Genomic DNA, 18,258 nt, shown 5'->3' on the forward strand with positions numbered 1-18,258 from the left:
GCCGTCAGGCGCGGGCCCGGTCCGGCCGCCGGATGCTGTCCCAGGGAGCCGCGTTCCAGGGGCTCTTCCGGTCGGCCGGGTCGAGCAGCGCCCTGAGGTGCGCGTCCGCGACGGGCTGCGGCGCGGGGAGCGAACCGTCCGCCCTGCGCCGCAGGTCCTCGCGCCAGACCTGCCGGCCCAGCAGATAGTGATCGGCGTACTCCTGCCAGGAGTTGTACGTCCCCGCGACCTGCGGCACCACGTTCTTCAGCAGGTTCCAGGCATCGGGCTCGGTGAGCATCCCGCACGCGAAGCCGCGCCGCGTGATGTCCACGTACAGGGCGATGTCCCAGGCCAGCGGCTCGACGCCGAGCCGGGCCCGGGCGCCCGCCCGGTACCCGGAGCGGGCCAGTCCGCCGAGCCGGCCGAGCAGTTCCTCGCGCGTCCCGATCTCCCACTGCTCCGCCAGCCACCGCCGCGCCTTGTCGCCGTCGAGGCGGGTGAACGGGTAGAGCGTGGTCCGCGCGGCGTCCCGGTCCCGGCTGACGGGCGCGGCGAGGGAGACCATCCACAGCTGGTGGAGCGTGAGCGGGGTGGGGTAGGCGCGCGTCGCCTTGCGCCTGCGTATGAAGGGGGCCATGGGGGCGGAGCGTACCCACCTCCCCGCGCGAAGGCCCGCGCGAAGGCCCGCGCGAAGGTCAGAGTCCCCGCGCGCGTTCCCCGGCCACTGCCGGTGCCGTGGAGTGCGGCAGCAGGTCCAGCGGGTCGTCGGGCAGCCGCACCTCGACCTCGGTGTCCTCCAGGAAGCGGTACGGGCGGTGCGCGAGCAGACCGCCGAGGTAGCGGCGGATCCGGGACATCTCCGCGCGCACCGTCACCGTGCGCCCCGGGTCGCCGAACAGGTCCTCGGCAAGACCCGACGCGCTGCGCCCGCCGGGGTACAGGGTCAGCAGGAAGAGCAACTCGGCGTGGCGCGGGCTCAGTTCGTGGGTCCACTCGGCCGCGGCGCCGGACACTTCGAGGACCGGGCGGCGGGCCCGGCCGAGGTCCAGGACGATCCGGGTCACGGCCAGCGGCTGCGGGGCGTCGTCCACCAGGACCAGCCAGCCGCCGGGCAGCGCCGTCACCGTGCACGCGCCGAGCGAGGGTATCCACACGCAGCCCTCCGCGACGGACCTGGGCAGCGCCACCCGGTCCGGCAGCGGCATCCCGGTGACCGCCGCGGGCCAGCCGTGCGGGTCGACGGCCAGGGCCCGGCCGCCGATCCGGGCGAGAACCGGCGCGGCCACCGCCCGCAGCCGCTCCAGGCTGCCCACGTGCTGCTCGCGCAGCCGCGCCTCGGCGAGCTGCGCCACCGACGTCACCCACGACAGCGTCGCCGGATGCATCGTCTCCAGCGGTCCGCTCACGTCCACGACCCCGAGCAGCCGCCCGTCGCGCGGATCCGTCACCGGCGCCCCCGTGCACGTCCACGGGTGGTGCGACTGCACGAAGTGCTCGGCGGAGAACACCTGGACCGGACGGCGCGTCACCAGCGGCGTGCCGATCCCGTTCGTACCGACGACGTGCTCGGCCCAGTGCGCGCCCACCTCGAAGCCGAGCCGGTCGCCCCTGCGCAGCACCGCGGGATGTCCCTCGCGCCACAGGATCCGGCCGTCCGCGTCGCTGACCACCATGATGTGCTGGGCGGCCTCGGCGACCGCCCCGAGCGCCTCGCGGAGCACCGGCAGGATCGGCAGCAGCGGCGACGTGCGGCGCCGTTCCTCCACCTCGTCGACACTCAGCAGATCCAAGCGGACGTCACGTTCCGGATCGACGCCGCCGCGCAGCATCCGGCCCCACGACTCGCCGATCACCGGCCGTGGCCTGACCCGGGGCCGGTGCCCGGAGAGCGTCGCGTCCCGCACCCCCTTGAGCAGCCGGGACGCGAGCGCCACGTCCATCGCGGACAGTCGCGCCAGGTCGATCGTCGAGTCCGTGTTCATGCCTGAATCCTCGGTATGCGGGGAGTTACGCCTATCGTGCACGTCCGAGCCACGGCAAGAGTGAGCCTTATGAAGGAAGGTTGCAACCCTCTGCAACCCTGGCGAACAACCGTGCGGCGTTTGAAACTGGGACCAACGCCGCCGCTGCGGCGTTCGAGCTCCTGACGGGGCCTGAATGCGGGGATGGTGCCGTGTCGGCGCAGCACCATCCCCGCGATCAGAAGACCCGCTCAGGACACCGGCCGGGCCCGCTCCACGATCTCCTCGAGACCCAGCGTGTGCGGCAGCGTCCCGAACGCCGCACCCCGGTCCCCGCCGAGCCGCGAGGCGCAGAACGCGTCCGCCACCTCCGCCGGCGCACTGCGCACCAGCAGCGAACCCTGCAGCACCAGCGCGATCCGCTCCGCGACCCGCCGGGCCCGCGCCTCGATGCCGTCCAGGTCACCGAGTTCGGTCAGCAGGTCCTTCACGGCCGCGTCGAGCCGGTGATCGGCGCCCCGCGTCCGGCCCACCTCCATCAGGAACGCGTTGAGCGCCGCGGGCTCCCGCTGCAACGCCCGCAGCACGTCGAGCGCCTGCACGTTCCCCGCGCCCTCCCAGACCGAGTTGAGCGGTGACTCGCGCAGCAGCCGCGGCATCCCCGACTCCTCCACGTACCCGTTGCCCCCCAGGCACTCCAGGGCCTCGGCCACCACCGGCGTACAGCGCTTCGTCACCCAGTACTTGGCGGCCGGGACCGCCAGCCGCAGGAACGCCTCCTCGCCGGCGTCGTACGCGGCCGCGAGCCGCAGCGCCAGCGTCGTCGCGGCCTCCGACTCCAGGGCCAGATCGGCCAGCACGTTCCGCATCAGCGGCTTGTCGGCCAGCCGCCCGCCGAACGCCTCGCGGTACGTGCAGTGGTGGATCGCCTGCGCCACCGCCTGCCGCATGAGGGCCGCAGAGCCGAGCACGCAGTCGAGCCGGGTCGCCGCGACCATGTCGATGATGGTGCGCACCCCGCGCCCCTCGTCCCCGACCCGCCGCGCCCACGTCCCCGCGAACTCCACCTCGCCCGACGCGTTCGACCGGTTCCCCAGCTTGTCCTTGAGGCGCTGGATCGCGAACGGGTTGCGCGCCCCGTCCGCCAGGACCCGCGGCACGAGGAAACAGGTGAGGCCCTCCGGGGCCTGCGCGAGGACCAGGAAACCGTCCGACATCGGTGCGCTGCAGAACCACTTGTGGCCGGTCAGTTCGTACGCGCCGGACTCCGCGAGGGCCGCCGCGCGCGTCGTGTTGGCCCGTACGTCGCTGCCGCCCTGCTTCTCCGTCATCCCCATGCCGAACAGCGCCCCGGCCTTGTGGGCGGCGGGCCGCAGACCGGCGTCGTAGACCGTCGACGTCAGCAGCGGCTCCCAGACCTCGGCGAGGTCCGGCTGCGCGCGCAGCGCGGGCACCGCCGCATGCGTCATCGACAGCGGACACAGATGGCCCGCCTCCACCTGCGACCACACCAGGAACGCGGCGGCGCGCCGCAGATGGCCGGCCGGGCGCACCCACGCGGACGTGAGCCCCGAGGTGACGCCCTTGCCGAGCAGCCGGTGCCAGGCCGGATGGAACTCGACCTCGTCGATCCGGTTGCCGTACCGGTCGTGCGTGCGCAGGGCCGGCGGGTGCTCGTTCGCGAGCCGCCCCCACTCCTGTGCCTGCCTGGAGCCGGCGGTGCGGCCGAGCAGCGAGAGCTCCGCGTGGACCTCGTCCAGGAGCGCGGGCTCCAGATGCCGCTCGACCCCCTCCGTCAGCGCCCGGTCGGCGGCGAAGACGTCGTACTCCGCCAGCGGCGGCGGCTGATTGGTCACGGTGTGCGTACGGCCTGACATGTTCTCGAACCTACCCGCGCGCGAGCGCGCTCATCGGCCCAGGTGCACCAACTCCGGCACCGGTTCCGCCCGGACGGCGTCCGGTGGCCAGCCCTCGCGGTACACGGTGTCGAGATACCGCTCACCCAGGTCGGGCGCGATGGCCACCGAGGTGAGCCCCCTCCTTCCGTGCTGCTCGAGCCACTGGCTCGCGCCGCTGATCACGGTGCCGGTCGAGCCGCCGAACAGGAAGCCGCGGGCCGCGAGGCGGCGGCAGACCTGGACGGCGTCCTTCTCCTCGACGCGGACCACGTCGTCCACGTACGACGGATCGAGCAGCGGCGGCGGCACGCTGGTGCCGAGCCCGGGGATCAGCCGGCGGCCCGGTGCCCCGCCGAAGCTCACCGAGCCGACGCTGTCCACGGCCACGATGCGCACCCGGCGCCGCCACTGCCAGAACCAGCGCGCGCACCCCATCAGGGTGCCCGTCGTCCCGGCCCCGACGAACAGCACGTCGAGCCGCGGGAAGCGGTGGGCGATGGCCGGCGCCGTGGTGCGGTAGTGCGCCCGCCAGTTCCCCTGGTTGCTGTGCTGGTCGAGCCAGACGTAGCGGTCGTCGGACGCGCACAGCGCTCGGACGTACTTCAGCCGTGCGCCCAGCAGTCCGCCCCGTGGATCCGGTTCCCTGACCACGTGCACCTGGCTGCCGAGCGCCTCCATGAGGCGGATCGTCGGCTGGTTGCAGCGCGCGTCGGTCACGCACAGGAACCGGTAGGCCCCGGTGCGCGGCGATCATGCTCAGCGCCACGCCCAGGTTCCCCGACGACGACTCGATCAGAATGGAGCCCGGTCGCAGCAGCCCCTCGCGCTCGGCCGCGTCCACCATCTCGGTGGCCGCCTTGAGTTTGATCGATCCGGCGAAGTTGAAGCCTTCGCACTTCGAGTAGACCGGCAGACCGATGGTGGTCCGCAGATCGACATAGAGCTCCTCCTCGTTGAACCTCGCCGGATCGGATATGACAGGCATGATGGCCCCTCCTCGTGTCCCCCTCACGTGCCCCACGTGCCTCGCCGGTGCTAGCCGTACCGGCTGAGCTCGTGGAAGAACCCGTCGACGACGCGCAGTTCACCCCGTCGCGCCACCTCGTCGTGCACGAACCGGCCGACGGCCAGGTCGAGTACCCCGAGACCGAACGGTGAGAACACCACGGTCCGGTCGGCCGGGACGGTGGTCCTCCCGGTCAGTACGTCGTCGAGCGTGCCGTCGATGAACTCCCGCGTACCGGTGAGCTGTTCGGCCAGGTGCGGCGAGGTGTCCGCCTTGAGACAGTGCTCGACGTCGTCGACGACATTGGCCGACGCGAGCAGGATCTCGGGCGCGAGGTCGCGCAGTGAGACGTGCAGCACCAGGGGTGGTGGCCGAACCAGGCCGGGTCGTGCACGTGCGGTTTCCCCGCGACCGTCGCGAACACGATCAGGTCGCTGGCGCGCACGAGGCGTTCGGCTGGACGCCGTGCAGCGTGATCCGCCCCTTGACGGCCGACCGTTCCAGGTAGCCGCGGAAGCCGGTCGCGCTGTCGGCCGACAGGTCGTGCACCCCGATCTCGTCGAACTCCCAGCCGGTGGCGGCGAGATGGGTGTGGATGTGGCGGGCGATCGGCCCGGTGCCGACGAAGCCGACGGGTGGGCCGCGTTGCCGGCGCGGCTGAGCCGGTCGGCCGCGAGCGCCGCGGACGACGCGGTGCGGGTGGCGCTGATCAGCGAACTCTCCAGGCAGGCGTGCCGGATAGCCGGTGTCGGGGTCGTTGAGATCAGCACGGCCGACGCCCGCAGCCCCGACACGGTGTTCTCGGGAAGCTGGAGATCGCTTCAGGCCGTCGACGCGCGGCGGTCCGCCGAGCGACGCGGGCAGCGCGCGATGATCCGGGCGGTGGGCCGGTCGAAGCGCAGGCAGTACGTACGGCGGGTTCACGCCGTCGCCCGCGCCGTCGCAGCCGGTGGGCGGACCATCGATCAGTTCGGCGGTCTCGCTCGCGCCGGCCGGGGCCTGGTGGACTCCGGGCTGCCGGGGATCACGGAGAAGGTGGGTGCGAAGTCGGTCATCCGACGCCCACCCGGCCGTCGGGGCGCAGTCGGCCAGCCGCGCCGGAGTCGCCGAGCGCGGCGAGGATCTCGCGCGGCTCCGTCGAACGGCTCGCGGCTGTGCGCGGTGCGCGGGTTGTCGACGAGCAAGCAGCAGGTCGCCGGAGCGCCACGGCTCGCGTGGTGCGGCTGTGCGCCGCGTACACCTCGTTGATGGTGGCCACGACGTCCTCGCCGATCCGGATCGCCTGCTGCCGAAGCGGGTGGCGAAGGGCAGCGCGGCGGGCCCGTAGACGTCGATCAGGTACTCGCGCACCTCGGGCTCCATCGTCCACTCTCGCTCAGGAACGCGATCTGGCTGGAAATCCCAGAGGCGCCGGCCGTCCACCGGGTGGTGGAGCAGGGCGCCGCGGTGCTGGCGGGTGTGCAGGGAGCCGTCGGACCGCTCACTCGGCGTCGATGGCGTGCGCGCGGCGGTGCCGTTCGACGTGTGGCCCGGTCGTCGGTGCCGAACGCCTCGGCGACCGACGCCCCGATGTCCTCGTGGTAGGTCCGCACGAGCTGCCAGCCCTCCTGCTCGAACCGCTTGGTCAGGGAGGCCCGGCAGGGCGTCGAGCACGGCGGCGGCGTCGGCCGTGCCGGTGGCGCCGCCGGACGCGGGCGCCTCCAGACAGGCGAACAGCATGAGTGCCGGGGAACTCCAGGGCGTAGCTCATCTCGTGGTGCATGCAGCATCTGCTGGTTCGGCGGCCACTTGGTGGAGGAGTACACGCCGTCCGCGTAGCTGCGCCGAGGGCGCGAACGGTTCGCGTTCGGGCATCAGCGCGTCGCTGAGCCGGCGGAAGACGGCCCCGGCCGCGCCGGGACCGTCCAGGCCGAGACCGCGGACCAGCGGGCAGCCGTGCTCGGCGACGGCGGCCCGCAGCGCCGCACGCTGCCGGGCCGCCCAGGCAGTCGGGATCGCCCCCGGCGTCGGCGCGCAGCAGCGGGGGACGGCCGGGGGACGGTTCGATCGGGCCGATCGGGTCGGAGAGCGGCATCCGGGCGGCTCTTTCAGGCCGTGGGGCTCCAGTAGGCGCGCCAGATCCGCGAGGACCGGGCGGCGGGTGACGTCCTTGAGGGTGATCGCCCGGTCGAGGGCGACCACCAGCTTCACCGCGGAGAGCGAGGTGCCGCCGAGGTCGAAGAAGTGGTCGTGGCGGCCGATGCGTGCGGCGGGGACGCCGAGCACGTCGGCCCAGGCGGCGGCGAGCCGCCGCTCGACGGGAGTGCGCGGCGCGTCCGTGGGCCGCGCCAGCTGTGTCCGCGAGGACGACCAGCGCCCTGCGGTCGGTCTTGCCGTTCGCGGTCAGCGGCAGCCGGTCCCGCCAGTGCACGGCGGCCGGCACCATGTACGCGGGCAGCGACACCGCCAACTGCCCCTGGACGTCGACCGGTTCGGGCCCGGTGCAGAAAGCGGCGAGCTGGCTGCCGCGCACGACGACGACGGCGCCGTCGCGGACCCCGGCGACCCGAGCAGCGCGTTCTCGATCTCGCCGAGCTCGACGCGGAAGCCGCGGATCTTCACCTGGTTGTCCCGGCGGCCGAGGAACTCCAGCTTCCCGTCGGGGCGCCAGCGTCCGTGCGTCGCCGCTGCGGTAGAGCCGCTCGCCCGGCCGGTACGGGTCCGCGAGGAACGCCGCCTTCGTGCGCTCCGGATCGTTGACGTAGCCGCGCCCGACGCACACCCCGGAGAACACGATCTCGCCGGGGGCGCCCAGCGGCACCGGCTACGAGGTCCTCGTCGACGACGCTAGACCCGGACGTTGCCGACCGGCCGGCCCAGCGGGACCCGGTCGCCGTCCGGTGGCCGAGTCCATGACTTCGTGGTTGGTGTCGTCGGAGGTCTCGGTCAGGCCGTACGCGTTGACGAGCCGGACCCCGGGCCGCACCGCGAACCAGCGCCGCACGAGCTCCGCCTTCACCGCCTCGCCGGTCACCGACACGCAGCGCAGATCGGGCAGCTCACGGGGCCGTGCCGCCAGTTCGGCGAGCACGGCCTCCAGCACGACGGCACGACCTGCAGCACATTGACCCGGCCACGCTCCACCGCGTCCACGAAGCGCGGCACGTCCAGGATCGTCTCCGCCCCACGAGCAGGGTCCGGCCGCCCACGACGAGCGCGGACAGCAACTGCCACAGGGAGATGTCGAAGCACTGCGGCGCGGTCTGCGCGACCACCTGCCCGGCGCCGATGCCCAGGTCGTCGAGTTTGGCGAGCACGTGGTTGAGGAACCCGGCGTGCTCGCACATCGCCCCTTGGGCTCACCGGTGGAGCCGGACGTGAAGTAGATGTACGCCAGCCGGTCGGCCGCGACGCGGACGCCGAGCGCACCGTCCGCGCCCTCGGCGCAGGCGTCCGCGACGGAGAAGGTGCCGCCCTCGTCGGCGACGACCAGGTCGCAGCCCGCGCGGGACAGCATCGCCGCGACCCGGCCGGCCGGGAAGTGCGGTTCGACGGGCAGGTAGACCCCGCCCGCCTTGAGCACCCCGAGGACGGCGGCCGCCCACGCGGGGTGCGCTCCATCTTCACCGCGACGACGCCTTCGGGCCGCAGCCCGCGGGCGAGCAGCGCCCGGCCCACCTGGTTGGCCCGCGCGTCCAGCTCCGCGTACGTCCACCGCACTCCCGTCGTCGGTGGCGACGGCCACACGCGTCGGGCTGCGCGGCCGCCCGCTCCTCGATCAGCTCGTGCACCCTGCGGTCCGGGAGCGTGCGGGGCGGTCCCGCCAACTCCTCCAGCTGGTAGCGGAGTTCGTCGTCGGACAGCAGGCTGCGGCGGAGCGGCGCGGCCAGCGCCGTGAGGTGGTACCCGGCGATCCGCCGCGGCCGCGCGGTCGAGGACGTCGGTGCGGTAGCGCAGCCGCAGCGTGCCGTCGGTGGCGCTCACGGCGAGCGCGGCCGGGTCGGGCTCGGCGGACAGCGCCGCCAGCACCCGGGCGTGCGCGGTCTCCAGCGCCGTGTCCGAGGCCGACAGGCCGTCGGGGAGCGGTACTTCGTAGTCGGCGACGCCATCGACGGGCGCGGTCGTCCACTGCGGGATCGTGGTCATGCCCCTACCTCCCCGCCGCCGGGTTGCCGCCCCACAGGGCACCGGGCGGCACCTGCTCGCCCTTCATCAGGAACGAGTCGGGCGCGAGCACGGCGCCGTCGCCCAGCGTGACCCGTAGTGCACGAGCGCGGTGCCGAGCGTGCAGCCCGCGCCGATCGTGATGTGGTCGGACCTGAAGGTGCCGTCCTCCTGCGAGTGGGCCTGCACCTTCGTGTGGGCGGCCAGCGTGGCGTCGTCGCCGATCGTCACGAGGGTCCGCTCGTGATGGAGGCGCCGTCGTCGAAGACCCGGCGGCCGATCCGCACCCCCAGCAGCCGCCATGCCAGGTTCTTGAACGGGGTCCCGTTGAACACCACCAGGTGGTTGTCGGAGACCTTCCACAGGCGCTCGTGCCACCGGAAGTACGGATCGTAGATCGAGCACAACTGCGGTTGCAGCAGGGCCGGAAGCGGCAGATCAGCCGCTCCAGCAGGATGTAGTAGCCGGTGGTGAAGGCGAGGCCGAGCATCAGGGACGCGCCGACCAGGATCCCGCCGGCCACCTCGTACAGGTCGAACACGGCGAAGGCGATGACCGTCAGCGCGAACCAGTGCAGCCAGCGCAGGAACAGGTGCAGACCCATCGAGCGCAGGTTGTAACGGTTCTTGGCGGCGAGACTGCGGCGCAGTTCGTCGCCCTCGCGCAGATGGTCGAAGCGGCTGTCGCGCTCCACCGAGCGCGGTATCTCGAAAGCGGGTGAGCCGAGCAGCCCCACGCCCTCGCGGACCTCGCCGTCGAGCGGGATCAGCACCTTCGTCGCGAGCAGGCAGTTCTCGCCGGTGCGGGCGCCGACGGGATAGAGCGATGTGGTTGCCGACGAAGTTGTGCGCCCCGATGGAGGTCTGGGAGACCCGGAACGACGTGGCCGAGAACTCCGCGTTCATGACCGACAGACCGTCGGCGACCATCGTGCCGCTCCCCACCTTGGTCAGGTACGGAGTCTCGTGCTGCACCTCCGTGCCGAAGTTGGAGCCGGTCTGCTCGAGCGTGCGAGAGGTCGTAGCCGATGGACCGCAGATAGCCGACGATGTACGAGCTGTCGCCGCACAGCCACTTGAAGAACTTGAGGTTGGTCATCCGGGCGATCGTGCGCTGCACCGAGTAGTGGAAGCCGTAGAGCGGATACGTCCGGCCCGGGCGCAGCAGTGGGCGCAGTGCGCGCGGCAGCAGCGATCACGGTGGCGAAGCCGACGACGAGGAACGCCAGGAATCCGGCGATCGACAGACCGAGGGCCTCGGCGTAGAACGCCGCCGAGGTCAGGTCCTGGGTGTCGGGCGCCAGCAGCATCGTCGAGCGCGGGCGCTTCGGTCAGCAGCAGGTAGGTGCCACCGACCGTGAGCGGCATGAGCACGAGGAGCGCCTGGAGCAGACCGGCCAGTGCGAACGAGACCCGGCGCATCGTGGAGCAGTTCGCCGGGGGCACGCGGACGTAGTCGGTGTCCGCGGGCTGGGCGGGCGAGCCGTGCCACCGCTCGCCGGCGGGCACCGAGGCGCCGTCGTACAGGGCGGAGGCGTGGCCCAGTTGGGTGCCGTCGCCCATCGACGTGCCGATCTCCAGGACGCTGTTCTCGCCCACGAAGGCGTCCCGGCCGATGGTGACCGGGCCGGTCTGGATCCGGCCCGCGTGCGCCCGGTAGCAGAGGAAATGGGCATCCTTGCAGGATCACGGTGCCGCCGCCGATCGTCAGCAGGTCGGTGCAGACGGGCACCGCGCGCGACAGGATCGTCACGCCGGGGCCGATCCGCACCGAGCAGCCGCAGGTACAGCACGTACAGCGGGCTGCCGACGAACAGCACCATCGGATTGGCGTGCAGCAGGACCTTCACCGTCCAGAAGCGGACGTACGCGAGGCCCCACAGCGGGAACTCGGTCGGCCGCCACCGGCCGACCAGCAGCCACTTCACCGCGATCGGCAGGAGGCAGGCGCCGGGGAAGAGCGCGCCGCCGAAGACCACGGAGCGCCCGTAGATCCCGGCGGCGCCCGTGACGCCGACACCCACGCGTAGCCGCGGGCGCGTGACGAGCCCGGCGAGCAGCGCAGTACCCGGCGGAGACCAGGAACTGCAGCGCCCCGCACAGAACGTAGCGCGTGCTGCCGGGGCGGCGGGGTCTGCAGCCACCGGCCGCCGGGGCGGCGACCGGTGCCTCCTCCAGAGCAGCCGCCGGGCTCCGGATCGTCGGGTGCCCGTAGACGCGTCCCGCATCGAGACGGCCGGCAGGTCCGCGCGCTTGCGGACGGGCGCAGAAGTGTGTGCCATCACCGTGAGTTGGCGCAGAGGTCGTCGAAGAAATGGCTGTCTGGCGGAACGTGTTCCACTTCGACTGACACCGGCCAGGACTTCGGCAAGCACGCGTTCGGTGCCGCTCCGCCACTTGAACTCCTTGATATCCCCGAGTCGTGTGCGCCAGAGAGAGTCCTCACTGTGCGCTAACGGGCACTGATCCGGATTCTTTCCGGAGACTCATGAACGCTTCAAGTGGCTGCCGGGCATTGGCGATTTCCGACTCCTCGTTGCTGACGCGGGCATGGCAACGGCGGCAATTCCGCCGCGGGCGTCCCGTCAGGAACTCACCGAAAGGGCGGCGTAATTGCCGGTGGTGATTCCATTTAGGCTTCACACGCCATCCGGCCAACGCGGGCATGACAGACGAACGGAGCCGAATCGCCCGACGGGTTGCGTGCGTGTCCGCCGCGGGCGCGGGGCCGCCGCAGCCGGCGCCGCACCAGCGGGGGATGGGTGTGGCCTCGAACGACGGATACCTTTAGGTCGTGCAGCCAGCAAGTGAATCCCGAACAACCGCCGTCCGGTCGTCTCCACCGGGCACGGGTGCTCTACAGAACGTCTCCAAGCGCAGGACCACCTGGCTGCTGCTCAAGGACTCCGTCAACTCGTGCATGGAGTACCGCATCCTGGGCCTCGCGGCCAGGGCGGCGGCGTTCTTCACCCTGCTGTCGGTCCCGCCGCTGCTGCTCTCCCTGGTGGACTGCTCGCCTACGTGGACACGTGGACGGGCGCCGACACCATCGCGGGCGTGCGCGACAACATCTGGAGGCGTCCCGCACGGTCTCGCGACCAGGGCGTGAAGGGGATCGCCGAACCGATCCTCGGCGACGTCATCAGGGCGGCCGCCCGACGTCATCTCCATCGGATTCCTGATCTCGCTCTGGTCGGGATCGCGGGCGGTGTCGACGTTCGTGGACACCGTGACCGTCATGTACGGCCTGGACGGCGTGCGCGGCATCGTCACGACGCGGCTGCTCGCCTTCCTGCTGTTCCTCGTCGGACTCGTGGTGGGCTCGGTGGCGCTGCCGCTGATGATCGCGGGCCCGGACGCGGTGATCGCCCTGGTCCCCTGGTCGGAGACCGTCGTACAGATCCTGTACTGGCCGGTGGTGCTCGTGCTGTCCGTCGCGTTCCTGACGACGCTGTACCACGTGTCCGTCCCCGCGCGCGCTTCGCCGTGGATCGAGGACGTGCCGGGCGCGCGCTGGTCGCCCTCGCCATGTGGATCGGCGGCTTCCTGCTCCGCCTCTGCATCACCAGCACCATCGAGGGCCGACCATCTACGGCTCCCTCGCGGCGCCCGATCGCGGTGCTGCTGTGGATCGGCGTCTCCGCGTCGCGGTGCAGCTGGTCGGGGCCGCCGTGAACGCGGCGATCGACCGGGTCTGGCCGTCGGTCGCCACGGCCGCGGCCCGCGCCGCGAACGAGCGGAGGTGCGCACGGCCGCCGCCGCGCGGTACGTCGCCCGCCGCCGCTCCGCGAGCGGCTCTGCAGGCGGACGACGACCGACGACCCGACATGCCGTCCGAGTTCCCCGAGCGCTGGTCGGTTCCTGCCCCCGGAGGACCTCACGTCCCGGCTGCGCACCCACGCCCGCAAGCGGCGACGCGCCCGGGCGGCTCTCCGACGAGACGGACGCGTGAACGAGTTGCCGTGAAGAAGGGGGCCGAAACGTTTCGGCCCCTCCGCGTCATTTCCACGCGCCGGCTGCGGCCGCCTCCGCGGCAAATGACGTGAACGGCCGGGCGCACGCCCCAGAGCCCTTTCCACATCACCCGTGAGCGAGGCGCGTTGCGCCCGTCGAGGAGCGTGCCGAACAATTCCACCAGAAAACCCACCTCCTCCTGCGGCACGAATTCAAGAAGTGCCCCTCCGTAATCGCACCGGCTACGGCCACTATACCGCTTCGGCGTCCCCGCCGCCTCCGCGACCGCCGCGCGAGGGCCTCGCACGTGAGCGGCTCCGGCCCGGTCGGATCCAGCGCACTCTCCGCGTACCGCCCGGTCGGCTCGCGCACCACCCGCACCGCGACCTCCGCGATGTCCTGCGCGCGTCGCGGGAGGCGGTTCTCGCGCAGCCCGTCCGGCGCCGCGACCGCCAGTTCCGGGCCGCGCACCTGGTCGAGCAGCGGGCCCTCGCTGAAGTTCTGGTGGAACCAGGCGCGCGCAGGACGGTCCAGTCCGCGCCCGACGCGCGCAGCGCCTCCTCCGCGGGCAGCGCCTGAGTCCTCGCCGCGGGCCGAGAGCAGCACCAGGCGGCGCACGCCGAGCTCCACCGCCCGGCGGGCCAGGGCGCCACCGCCGGTGCCGCGTCCGGCGTCCCGATGTCGAGGGTACGCGAGGTACGCCGTCGGCGCCGCGCAGCGCCGCGTCCCAGGTGCCCGGGTCCGCCCAGTCGAACTTCGGACCGCCCCGGACCGGGAGGCCGCCGGACCGTCCGAGGCCCGCGGCCGTGGCCGCCTCGGCGACCCGGCGCCCCGTCGCGGTCGCCCCGGTCTCGCACGGTCGTCGTGTCCTGCGTCGTGTCCTGCGTCTGCTGTGTCTGCTGAGTGGTGTTCTTCGTCTCCGTCATGCCTCCACTCCAGCTGCCGCACGGCGCACGGAAACATCGCCGAGCCGCTCACCGCCATAAGCGTCCGTCTACGCTGCCGCCATGGACGTACTCGGAGGCTCCTCGAAGGACCGCGGGCGCGCGGCGCCTTCATGATCCGGGCCTGCTGCGAGCTGCCGTGGTCCGTGCGGATCGCCGACGAGGCGCCGGTCACCGTGATGATCATGGTGAGAAGGGCGACGCGTGGCTCCTGCCGGAGGCGGCGACCGCACGCGCCACATCCGGCCCGGCGACATCGCCATCGCCCGCGGCCCCGAGCCCAGTACGTCTGCTGCGACGGCCCGGCCACCGCGCCGCGCGCCAGAGATCGGCCCCGGCCAGCTGTGCGCGCCCGCTCGGCCCGCGCACGTCGGCGCTGCACCGGGATCTCGGCGTGCGCAACTGGGGCGAGACGCCGGACGGACCGGCGCGGATGCTCATCGGCGCCTACCAGATGCGCGGCGAGATCAGCGCGCGGCTGCTCGACGCGCTGCCGCCGCTGCTCGTGCTGCCGACCGAGGTGTGGACTGCCCGCTGACCCGCGCTGGTCGCCGAGGAGATCGTGAAGGACGAGCCGGGCCAGAGGTCGTCCTCAGACCGGCTCCTCGACCTGCTGCTCATCGCCTCCCTGCGGGCCTGGTTCTCCCGGCCCGAGGCGGACGCGCCCACGCCTGTGCCGGGCGATGGGCGACCCGGTCGTCGGCAGCGCGCTGCGCCTCATCAGGACGACCCCGCCCACCCGTGGAGCGTCACCGAGCTGGCCGGCCGGGCCGGCGTCTCCCGGGCCGCGCTCGCCCGCCGCTTCACCGACCTGGTCGGCGAGCCCCCGATGACGTACCTCTCGGCTGGCGGCTCGCCCTCGCCGCCGACCTGCTGCGCGACAGCGAGCAGACCGTCGCGTCGATCGCCCGCCGGATCGGCTACGGCAGCGCCTTCGCCCTCTCCAGCGCCTCTCCGGCGGGTCTACGGGGTCAGCCCCAGGAGACACCGCTGCGCGCGCGGCGTAGCGTGGGAGGGGTGAGCGACGTGTACGAGGAGCGGGCCGCCCGGGTGCCAGGGCGCGGTCGTGTGGACACGTACCGTCGCGCGGGCACGGCCCCCGCGGCGCCGGTGCTGCCCGACTGGCTGCATGGACCTGATCTGGTGCGAGGGCCGCCTCTTCGTCGCCGGACCCGACACCCGCGCCCACGCCACGGGCCCGGGCGACGACCGCCGCTACGCGGGCATCGCTTCGCCCCCGGCGCCGCGCCCGCCTACCTCGGCGTCCCCGCCACGAACTGCGCGACCGGCGCACCGAGTTGGGTGATCTGCTGGGCGGCGCGGCCGCGCGCAGGCTGGCCGAGCGCGTCGACCGGGCCGCGGACCCCGCGGCGGAGCTGGAGGCGGTCGCCGTGCGGCTGGCCCGGTCCGGCGAACCGCCCGATCCGCTGCTCGGCCACGTCGTACGGGCCCTGGGCGCCGGCCGCAGCGTCTCCGAGACGGCCGCGGAGACGGGCCTGGGCACCCGCCGCCTGCACCGGCGTTCGCTGGCCGCGTTCGGCTACGGCCCCAAGACGCTGGCCCGCGTCCTGCGCCTCCAGCGGGCCCTGGCGCTGGCCCGCGCGGGCGTCCCCTTCGCCGAGACCGCCGCCCGCGCCGGATACACCGACCAGGCCCATCTCTCGCGCGACGTGCGGGAGTTGACGGGCGAGAGACGCTCCGCCGCCTGGTCTGGGCCCGCGGCGCACCTCCTGTGCCCGCGGTGCCCGCAGTGTTGCGATCACATGGCGGGACGGGCCGGAACCTGGCGTCGAAGCGCTTCGACTGGTCAGAGTGGCGGCCATGAACCCGCTCACGTCCCGCCGCGCCTTCGGCGGCGCCCTCCTCGCGGGCGCCACCGCCGCACTGCTCCCGGCCACCGCCACCGCCTCTGCCGGCTCCACTGCCACGAACCACGGTCCGCGCGGCCGTCTGCTCGCGGCCGACGACTTCGGCACGGACTGGCCCGCTGGGCCGTCGAACTGGAACAGGGCGGCAGCGTCACCGCGCGCCGCGGCGTCCTCGACGTGAACGTCCCGGCGGGCGCCACCGTCTGGTTCCGGCAGCGCCTCAGCGGCTACGTCCTGTCGTACACGGCGACACCGGTCTCGGCGGGCGGCGCCTGGGACCGCGTCTCCGACCTCAACAACTTCTGGAACGCGACGGACGTCCGCTCACCGGACGACCTCTTCGCCACCCCTCGCGCGGCGGCGCCCTCGCCGAGTACGACCACCTGAAGGCGTACTACGTCGGCTTCGGCGCCAACACCAACACCGCGACCCGGCTGCGCCGCTACGTCGGCGAACCCGGCAGCCGCCCGCTGGTCCTCGACTACACCGAGCCGCTGCTCACCGCCAACGAACCGAACCGGGTCCGCATCGTCTCCGACGGCTCCACGGTCGCTGGTGGATCAACGGCCGCCTGTGTCATCGACCACACGGACGATCCGTACACGAGCGGCCACTTCGCCTTCCGCACCACGTGGAGCCACTTCAGGATCACGGACTTCGAGGTGCGCCGCCCGCCGCACACCCGCTAGGGCCTGGGAGACAGGCCCTAGGGCAGGGGTGCGAAGAGGTCGGCCTGGTTGCCGTCCGGGTCGTGCACGACCGCGTGCCGCTGCCCCAGACGGCGTCCACGGCTTGGCCTCGCCGTGGTGCCCGGCGGCGGTCAGCTCCTCGTACTTCGCGTCGACCCCGGCCGCGTCGCCGCAGTGGAAGGCGAGCGCGATCCGGCCGCGGCCGACGCCGTCGGAGGACTCGACGGGATCGAACATCAGCCGGATCCCGCCGGGCAACTCCGCCTCCACGTGCGGAGTTGCTCGGCGCCCTCAGGGAAGGAGAGGCCGAGGCGCCGGTGAGAAGGCCAGTGAGGCGGCCAGGTCGGTGGTGGCGACGCCGATGGCGTCGAGACGGACACTGATCTCGTTCATGTCCTCACCGTAGGCGCGCCGCAGCTCACCGGTCTTGTACGAAACGGACGCCCCTCGTCTCCTTGCGCGGCGCAGGCGGCGGTCGTACAGGGGAGGTATGACCCCCGCCGAGACGTTCGTAGCGGCAGCACCGCCGCCGGCGAACCCGGTCACGCTGGAGGCGACGTACGACCCCGCGCCGTCCCGCTGGCTGTGGCTCGTGAAGTGGCTGCTGGCCCTGCCCCACTACCTGGTCCTCGCCGTCCTCTTCGTCGCCTTCTTCGTCGTCACCGTGATCGCCTGGTTCGCGATCCTGATCACCGCGCGCTACCCGAGGGCCCTCTTCGACTTCAACGTCGGTGTGCTGCGCTGGAGTTGGCGGGTCTCCTCACTACGCGTACGGCACCCTCGGCACGGACCGCTACCCGCCCTTCAGTCTCGCCGTGGTCCCCGACTACCCGGCCCTACCTGGACGTCGCGTACCCCGAGCGCCTGTCCCGCGGCCTCATCTTCGTCAAGGGCTGGCTGCTGATCCTGCCGCAGTGGCTGCTCGTCTCCCTGCTGGTCGGCGGCAGCACGTCCACGGGCGGCATCGCCGCGCTCTCACCCTCTACGCGGGCGTCGCGCTGCTGTTCACCGGGATCTACCCGCGCGGCATGTACGACCTGAACCTCGGCGCCCACCGGTGGGCGGCGCGGGTCGTGGCGTACGGGGCGCTGATGACGGACGTGTACCCGCCGTTCCGGCTCGACCAGAGCGCGAGCCGCAGTAAGTTCCGCGCATGGTCGACATCCTCCTGTACACGCGCACGGCCGACTACCGCCACGACTCCATCCCGCACGCCGTCGCCACCCTCTCCGCCGTCCCCGGGTTCGCGGTGCGGCTCACCGAGGACCCGACGCGTTCGCGACGGCCGTCGGCCGGCGGCCCGGCGCGGTCGTCTTCCTCTCGACCAGCGGCGACGTCCTCACCCCCGCCGGGCGGGAGCGGCTCGCGGCGTACGTCGACGGGGGCGGCGGCTTCGCCGGCGTGCACGCGGCGGCCGCACCGAGTACACGGCTGGCCGTACTACGGGGAGCTGCTCGCGGCCCGCTTCGACCGGCACCCCGCCTACCAGCCGGGCCGGCTCACCGTCACCGACCGCGACCACCCGGCGACCCGGCACCTCGGCGACGCCTGGGAGTTCACGGACGAGTGGTACGACTTCCGGTCCGACCCGCGCGCGAGCGACCCGGCCACACGGGTCCTCGCCCGCGCCGACGAGTCCTCGTACGAGGGCGCGGCGACAAGCGGCGGCCGCCCGCTGGCGTGGTGCCGCGCGCAGGGTGCGGGCCGGGTCTTCTACACGGCGCTCGGCCACGCCGCGTCCGCCACGACGACCCGGACTTCCGGGCACATCTGACGGGCGGCATCCGGTGGGCGGCCGGGGAACGCCCACCGGA

At 73.0% G+C, this 18,258-nt stretch carries 4 protein-coding genes and 12 pseudogenes; 6 read left to right on the forward strand and 10 right to left on the reverse strand.

The features are described from left to right. Window positions 1-4: 4 nt before the first annotated feature. From RBJ77_RS31250 to RBJ77_RS31290, 9 genes and pseudogenes are all read right to left on the reverse strand, one after another. Window positions 5-619 carry a DUF1266 domain-containing protein gene (locus RBJ77_RS31250; RefSeq protein WP_372348051.1) on the reverse strand — a complete coding sequence of 205 codons (615 nt, stop codon included), beginning with the start codon at window positions 617-619 and terminating at the stop codon, window positions 5-7. A gap of 58 nt (window positions 620-677) precedes the next feature. Further along, window positions 678-1,964: a GAF domain-containing protein gene (locus tag RBJ77_RS31255; protein ID WP_372348052.1), complete on the reverse strand. Its 1,287-nt coding sequence runs from the start codon at window positions 1,962-1,964 to the stop codon at window positions 678-680. Between the two features lie 230 nt (window positions 1,965-2,194). After that, window positions 2,195-3,820, reverse strand: a complete 1,626-nt coding sequence (locus RBJ77_RS31260; RefSeq protein ID WP_372348053.1) for an acyl-CoA dehydrogenase family protein — start codon at window positions 3,818-3,820, stop codon at window positions 2,195-2,197. A 30-nt stretch (window positions 3,821-3,850) separates the two neighbouring features. Then, window positions 3,851-4,826 (reverse strand): annotated as a pseudogene (gene sbnA, locus RBJ77_RS31265) (2,3-diaminopropionate biosynthesis protein SbnA). A gap of 50 nt (window positions 4,827-4,876) precedes the next feature. Next, window positions 4,877-5,902 (reverse strand): annotated as a pseudogene (locus RBJ77_RS31270) (2,3-diaminopropionate biosynthesis protein SbnB). Continuing rightward, window positions 5,899-6,105 carry a hypothetical protein gene (locus RBJ77_RS31275; protein WP_372348054.1) on the reverse strand — a complete coding sequence of 69 codons (207 nt, stop codon included), beginning with the start codon at window positions 6,103-6,105 and terminating at the stop codon, window positions 5,899-5,901. Before RBJ77_RS31275 ends, RBJ77_RS31270 begins: the two are co-directional and overlap by 4 nt. An 86-nt stretch (window positions 6,106-6,191) precedes the next feature. After that, window positions 6,192-6,566 (reverse strand): annotated as a pseudogene (locus RBJ77_RS31280) (TauD/TfdA family dioxygenase); the annotation flags it as partial. Between the two features lie 27 nt (window positions 6,567-6,593). Continuing rightward, window positions 6,594-8,972: pseudogene (locus RBJ77_RS31285) on the reverse strand (amino acid adenylation domain-containing protein). A gap of 4 nt (window positions 8,973-8,976) precedes the next feature. Then, window positions 8,977-11,400: pseudogene (locus RBJ77_RS31290) on the reverse strand (Pls/PosA family non-ribosomal peptide synthetase). 509 nt (window positions 11,401-11,909) lie between these two features. Between RBJ77_RS31290 and RBJ77_RS31295 the strand changes: the two are divergent. The 4 pseudogenes from RBJ77_RS31295 to RBJ77_RS31310 all read left to right on the forward strand — a co-directional run bounded on the left by RBJ77_RS31295 (window position 11,910) and on the right by RBJ77_RS31310 (window position 16,444). Continuing rightward, a pseudogene (locus RBJ77_RS31295) lies at window positions 11,910-12,955 on the forward strand (YihY/virulence factor BrkB family protein). 912 nt (window positions 12,956-13,867) lie between these two features. Then, a pseudogene (locus RBJ77_RS31300) lies at window positions 13,868-14,908 on the forward strand (cupin domain-containing protein). Window positions 14,909-14,913: 5 nt separating this feature from the next. Beyond that, window positions 14,914-15,575 (forward strand): annotated as a pseudogene (locus RBJ77_RS31305) (helix-turn-helix domain-containing protein); the annotation flags it as partial. Window positions 15,576-15,650: 75 nt separating this feature from the next. Further along, window positions 15,651-16,444 (forward strand): annotated as a pseudogene (locus RBJ77_RS31310) (DUF6250 domain-containing protein). Window positions 16,445-16,461: 17 nt separating this feature from the next. Here RBJ77_RS31310 and RBJ77_RS31315 read toward each other — a convergent pair. Beyond that, a pseudogene (locus RBJ77_RS31315) lies at window positions 16,462-16,837 on the reverse strand (VOC family protein). A 97-nt stretch (window positions 16,838-16,934) separates the two neighbouring features. Here RBJ77_RS31315 and RBJ77_RS31320 point away from each other — a divergent pair. Both RBJ77_RS31320 and RBJ77_RS31325 read left to right on the forward strand, forming a co-directional pair. Further along, window positions 16,935-17,580, forward strand: a pseudogene (locus RBJ77_RS31320) (DUF4389 domain-containing protein); the annotation flags it as partial. A 17-nt stretch (window positions 17,581-17,597) separates the two neighbouring features. Next, window positions 17,598-18,244: pseudogene (locus RBJ77_RS31325) on the forward strand (ThuA domain-containing protein); the annotation flags it as partial. Window positions 18,245-18,258: the final 14 nt, after the last annotated feature.

Origin of the sequence: Streptomyces sp. KL116D (assembly GCF_030766975.1) — a bacterium.
Lineage (GTDB): Bacteria > Actinomycetota > Actinomycetes > Streptomycetales > Streptomycetaceae > Streptomyces > Streptomyces longispororuber_A.

Excerpts from the sequence above, each read along its gene's own strand:
- RBJ77_RS31250 (WP_372348051.1), bottom strand. The coding sequence starts at position 619 with ATGGCCCCCTTCATACGCAGGCGCAAGGCGACGCGCGCCTACCCCACC.
- RBJ77_RS31255 (WP_372348052.1), bottom strand. The coding sequence starts at position 1,964 with ATGAACACGGACTCGACGATCGACCTGGCGCGACTGTCCGCGATGGAC.
- RBJ77_RS31260 (WP_372348053.1), bottom strand. The coding sequence starts at position 3,820 with ATGTCAGGCCGTACGCACACCGTGACCAATCAGCCGCCGCCGCTGGCG.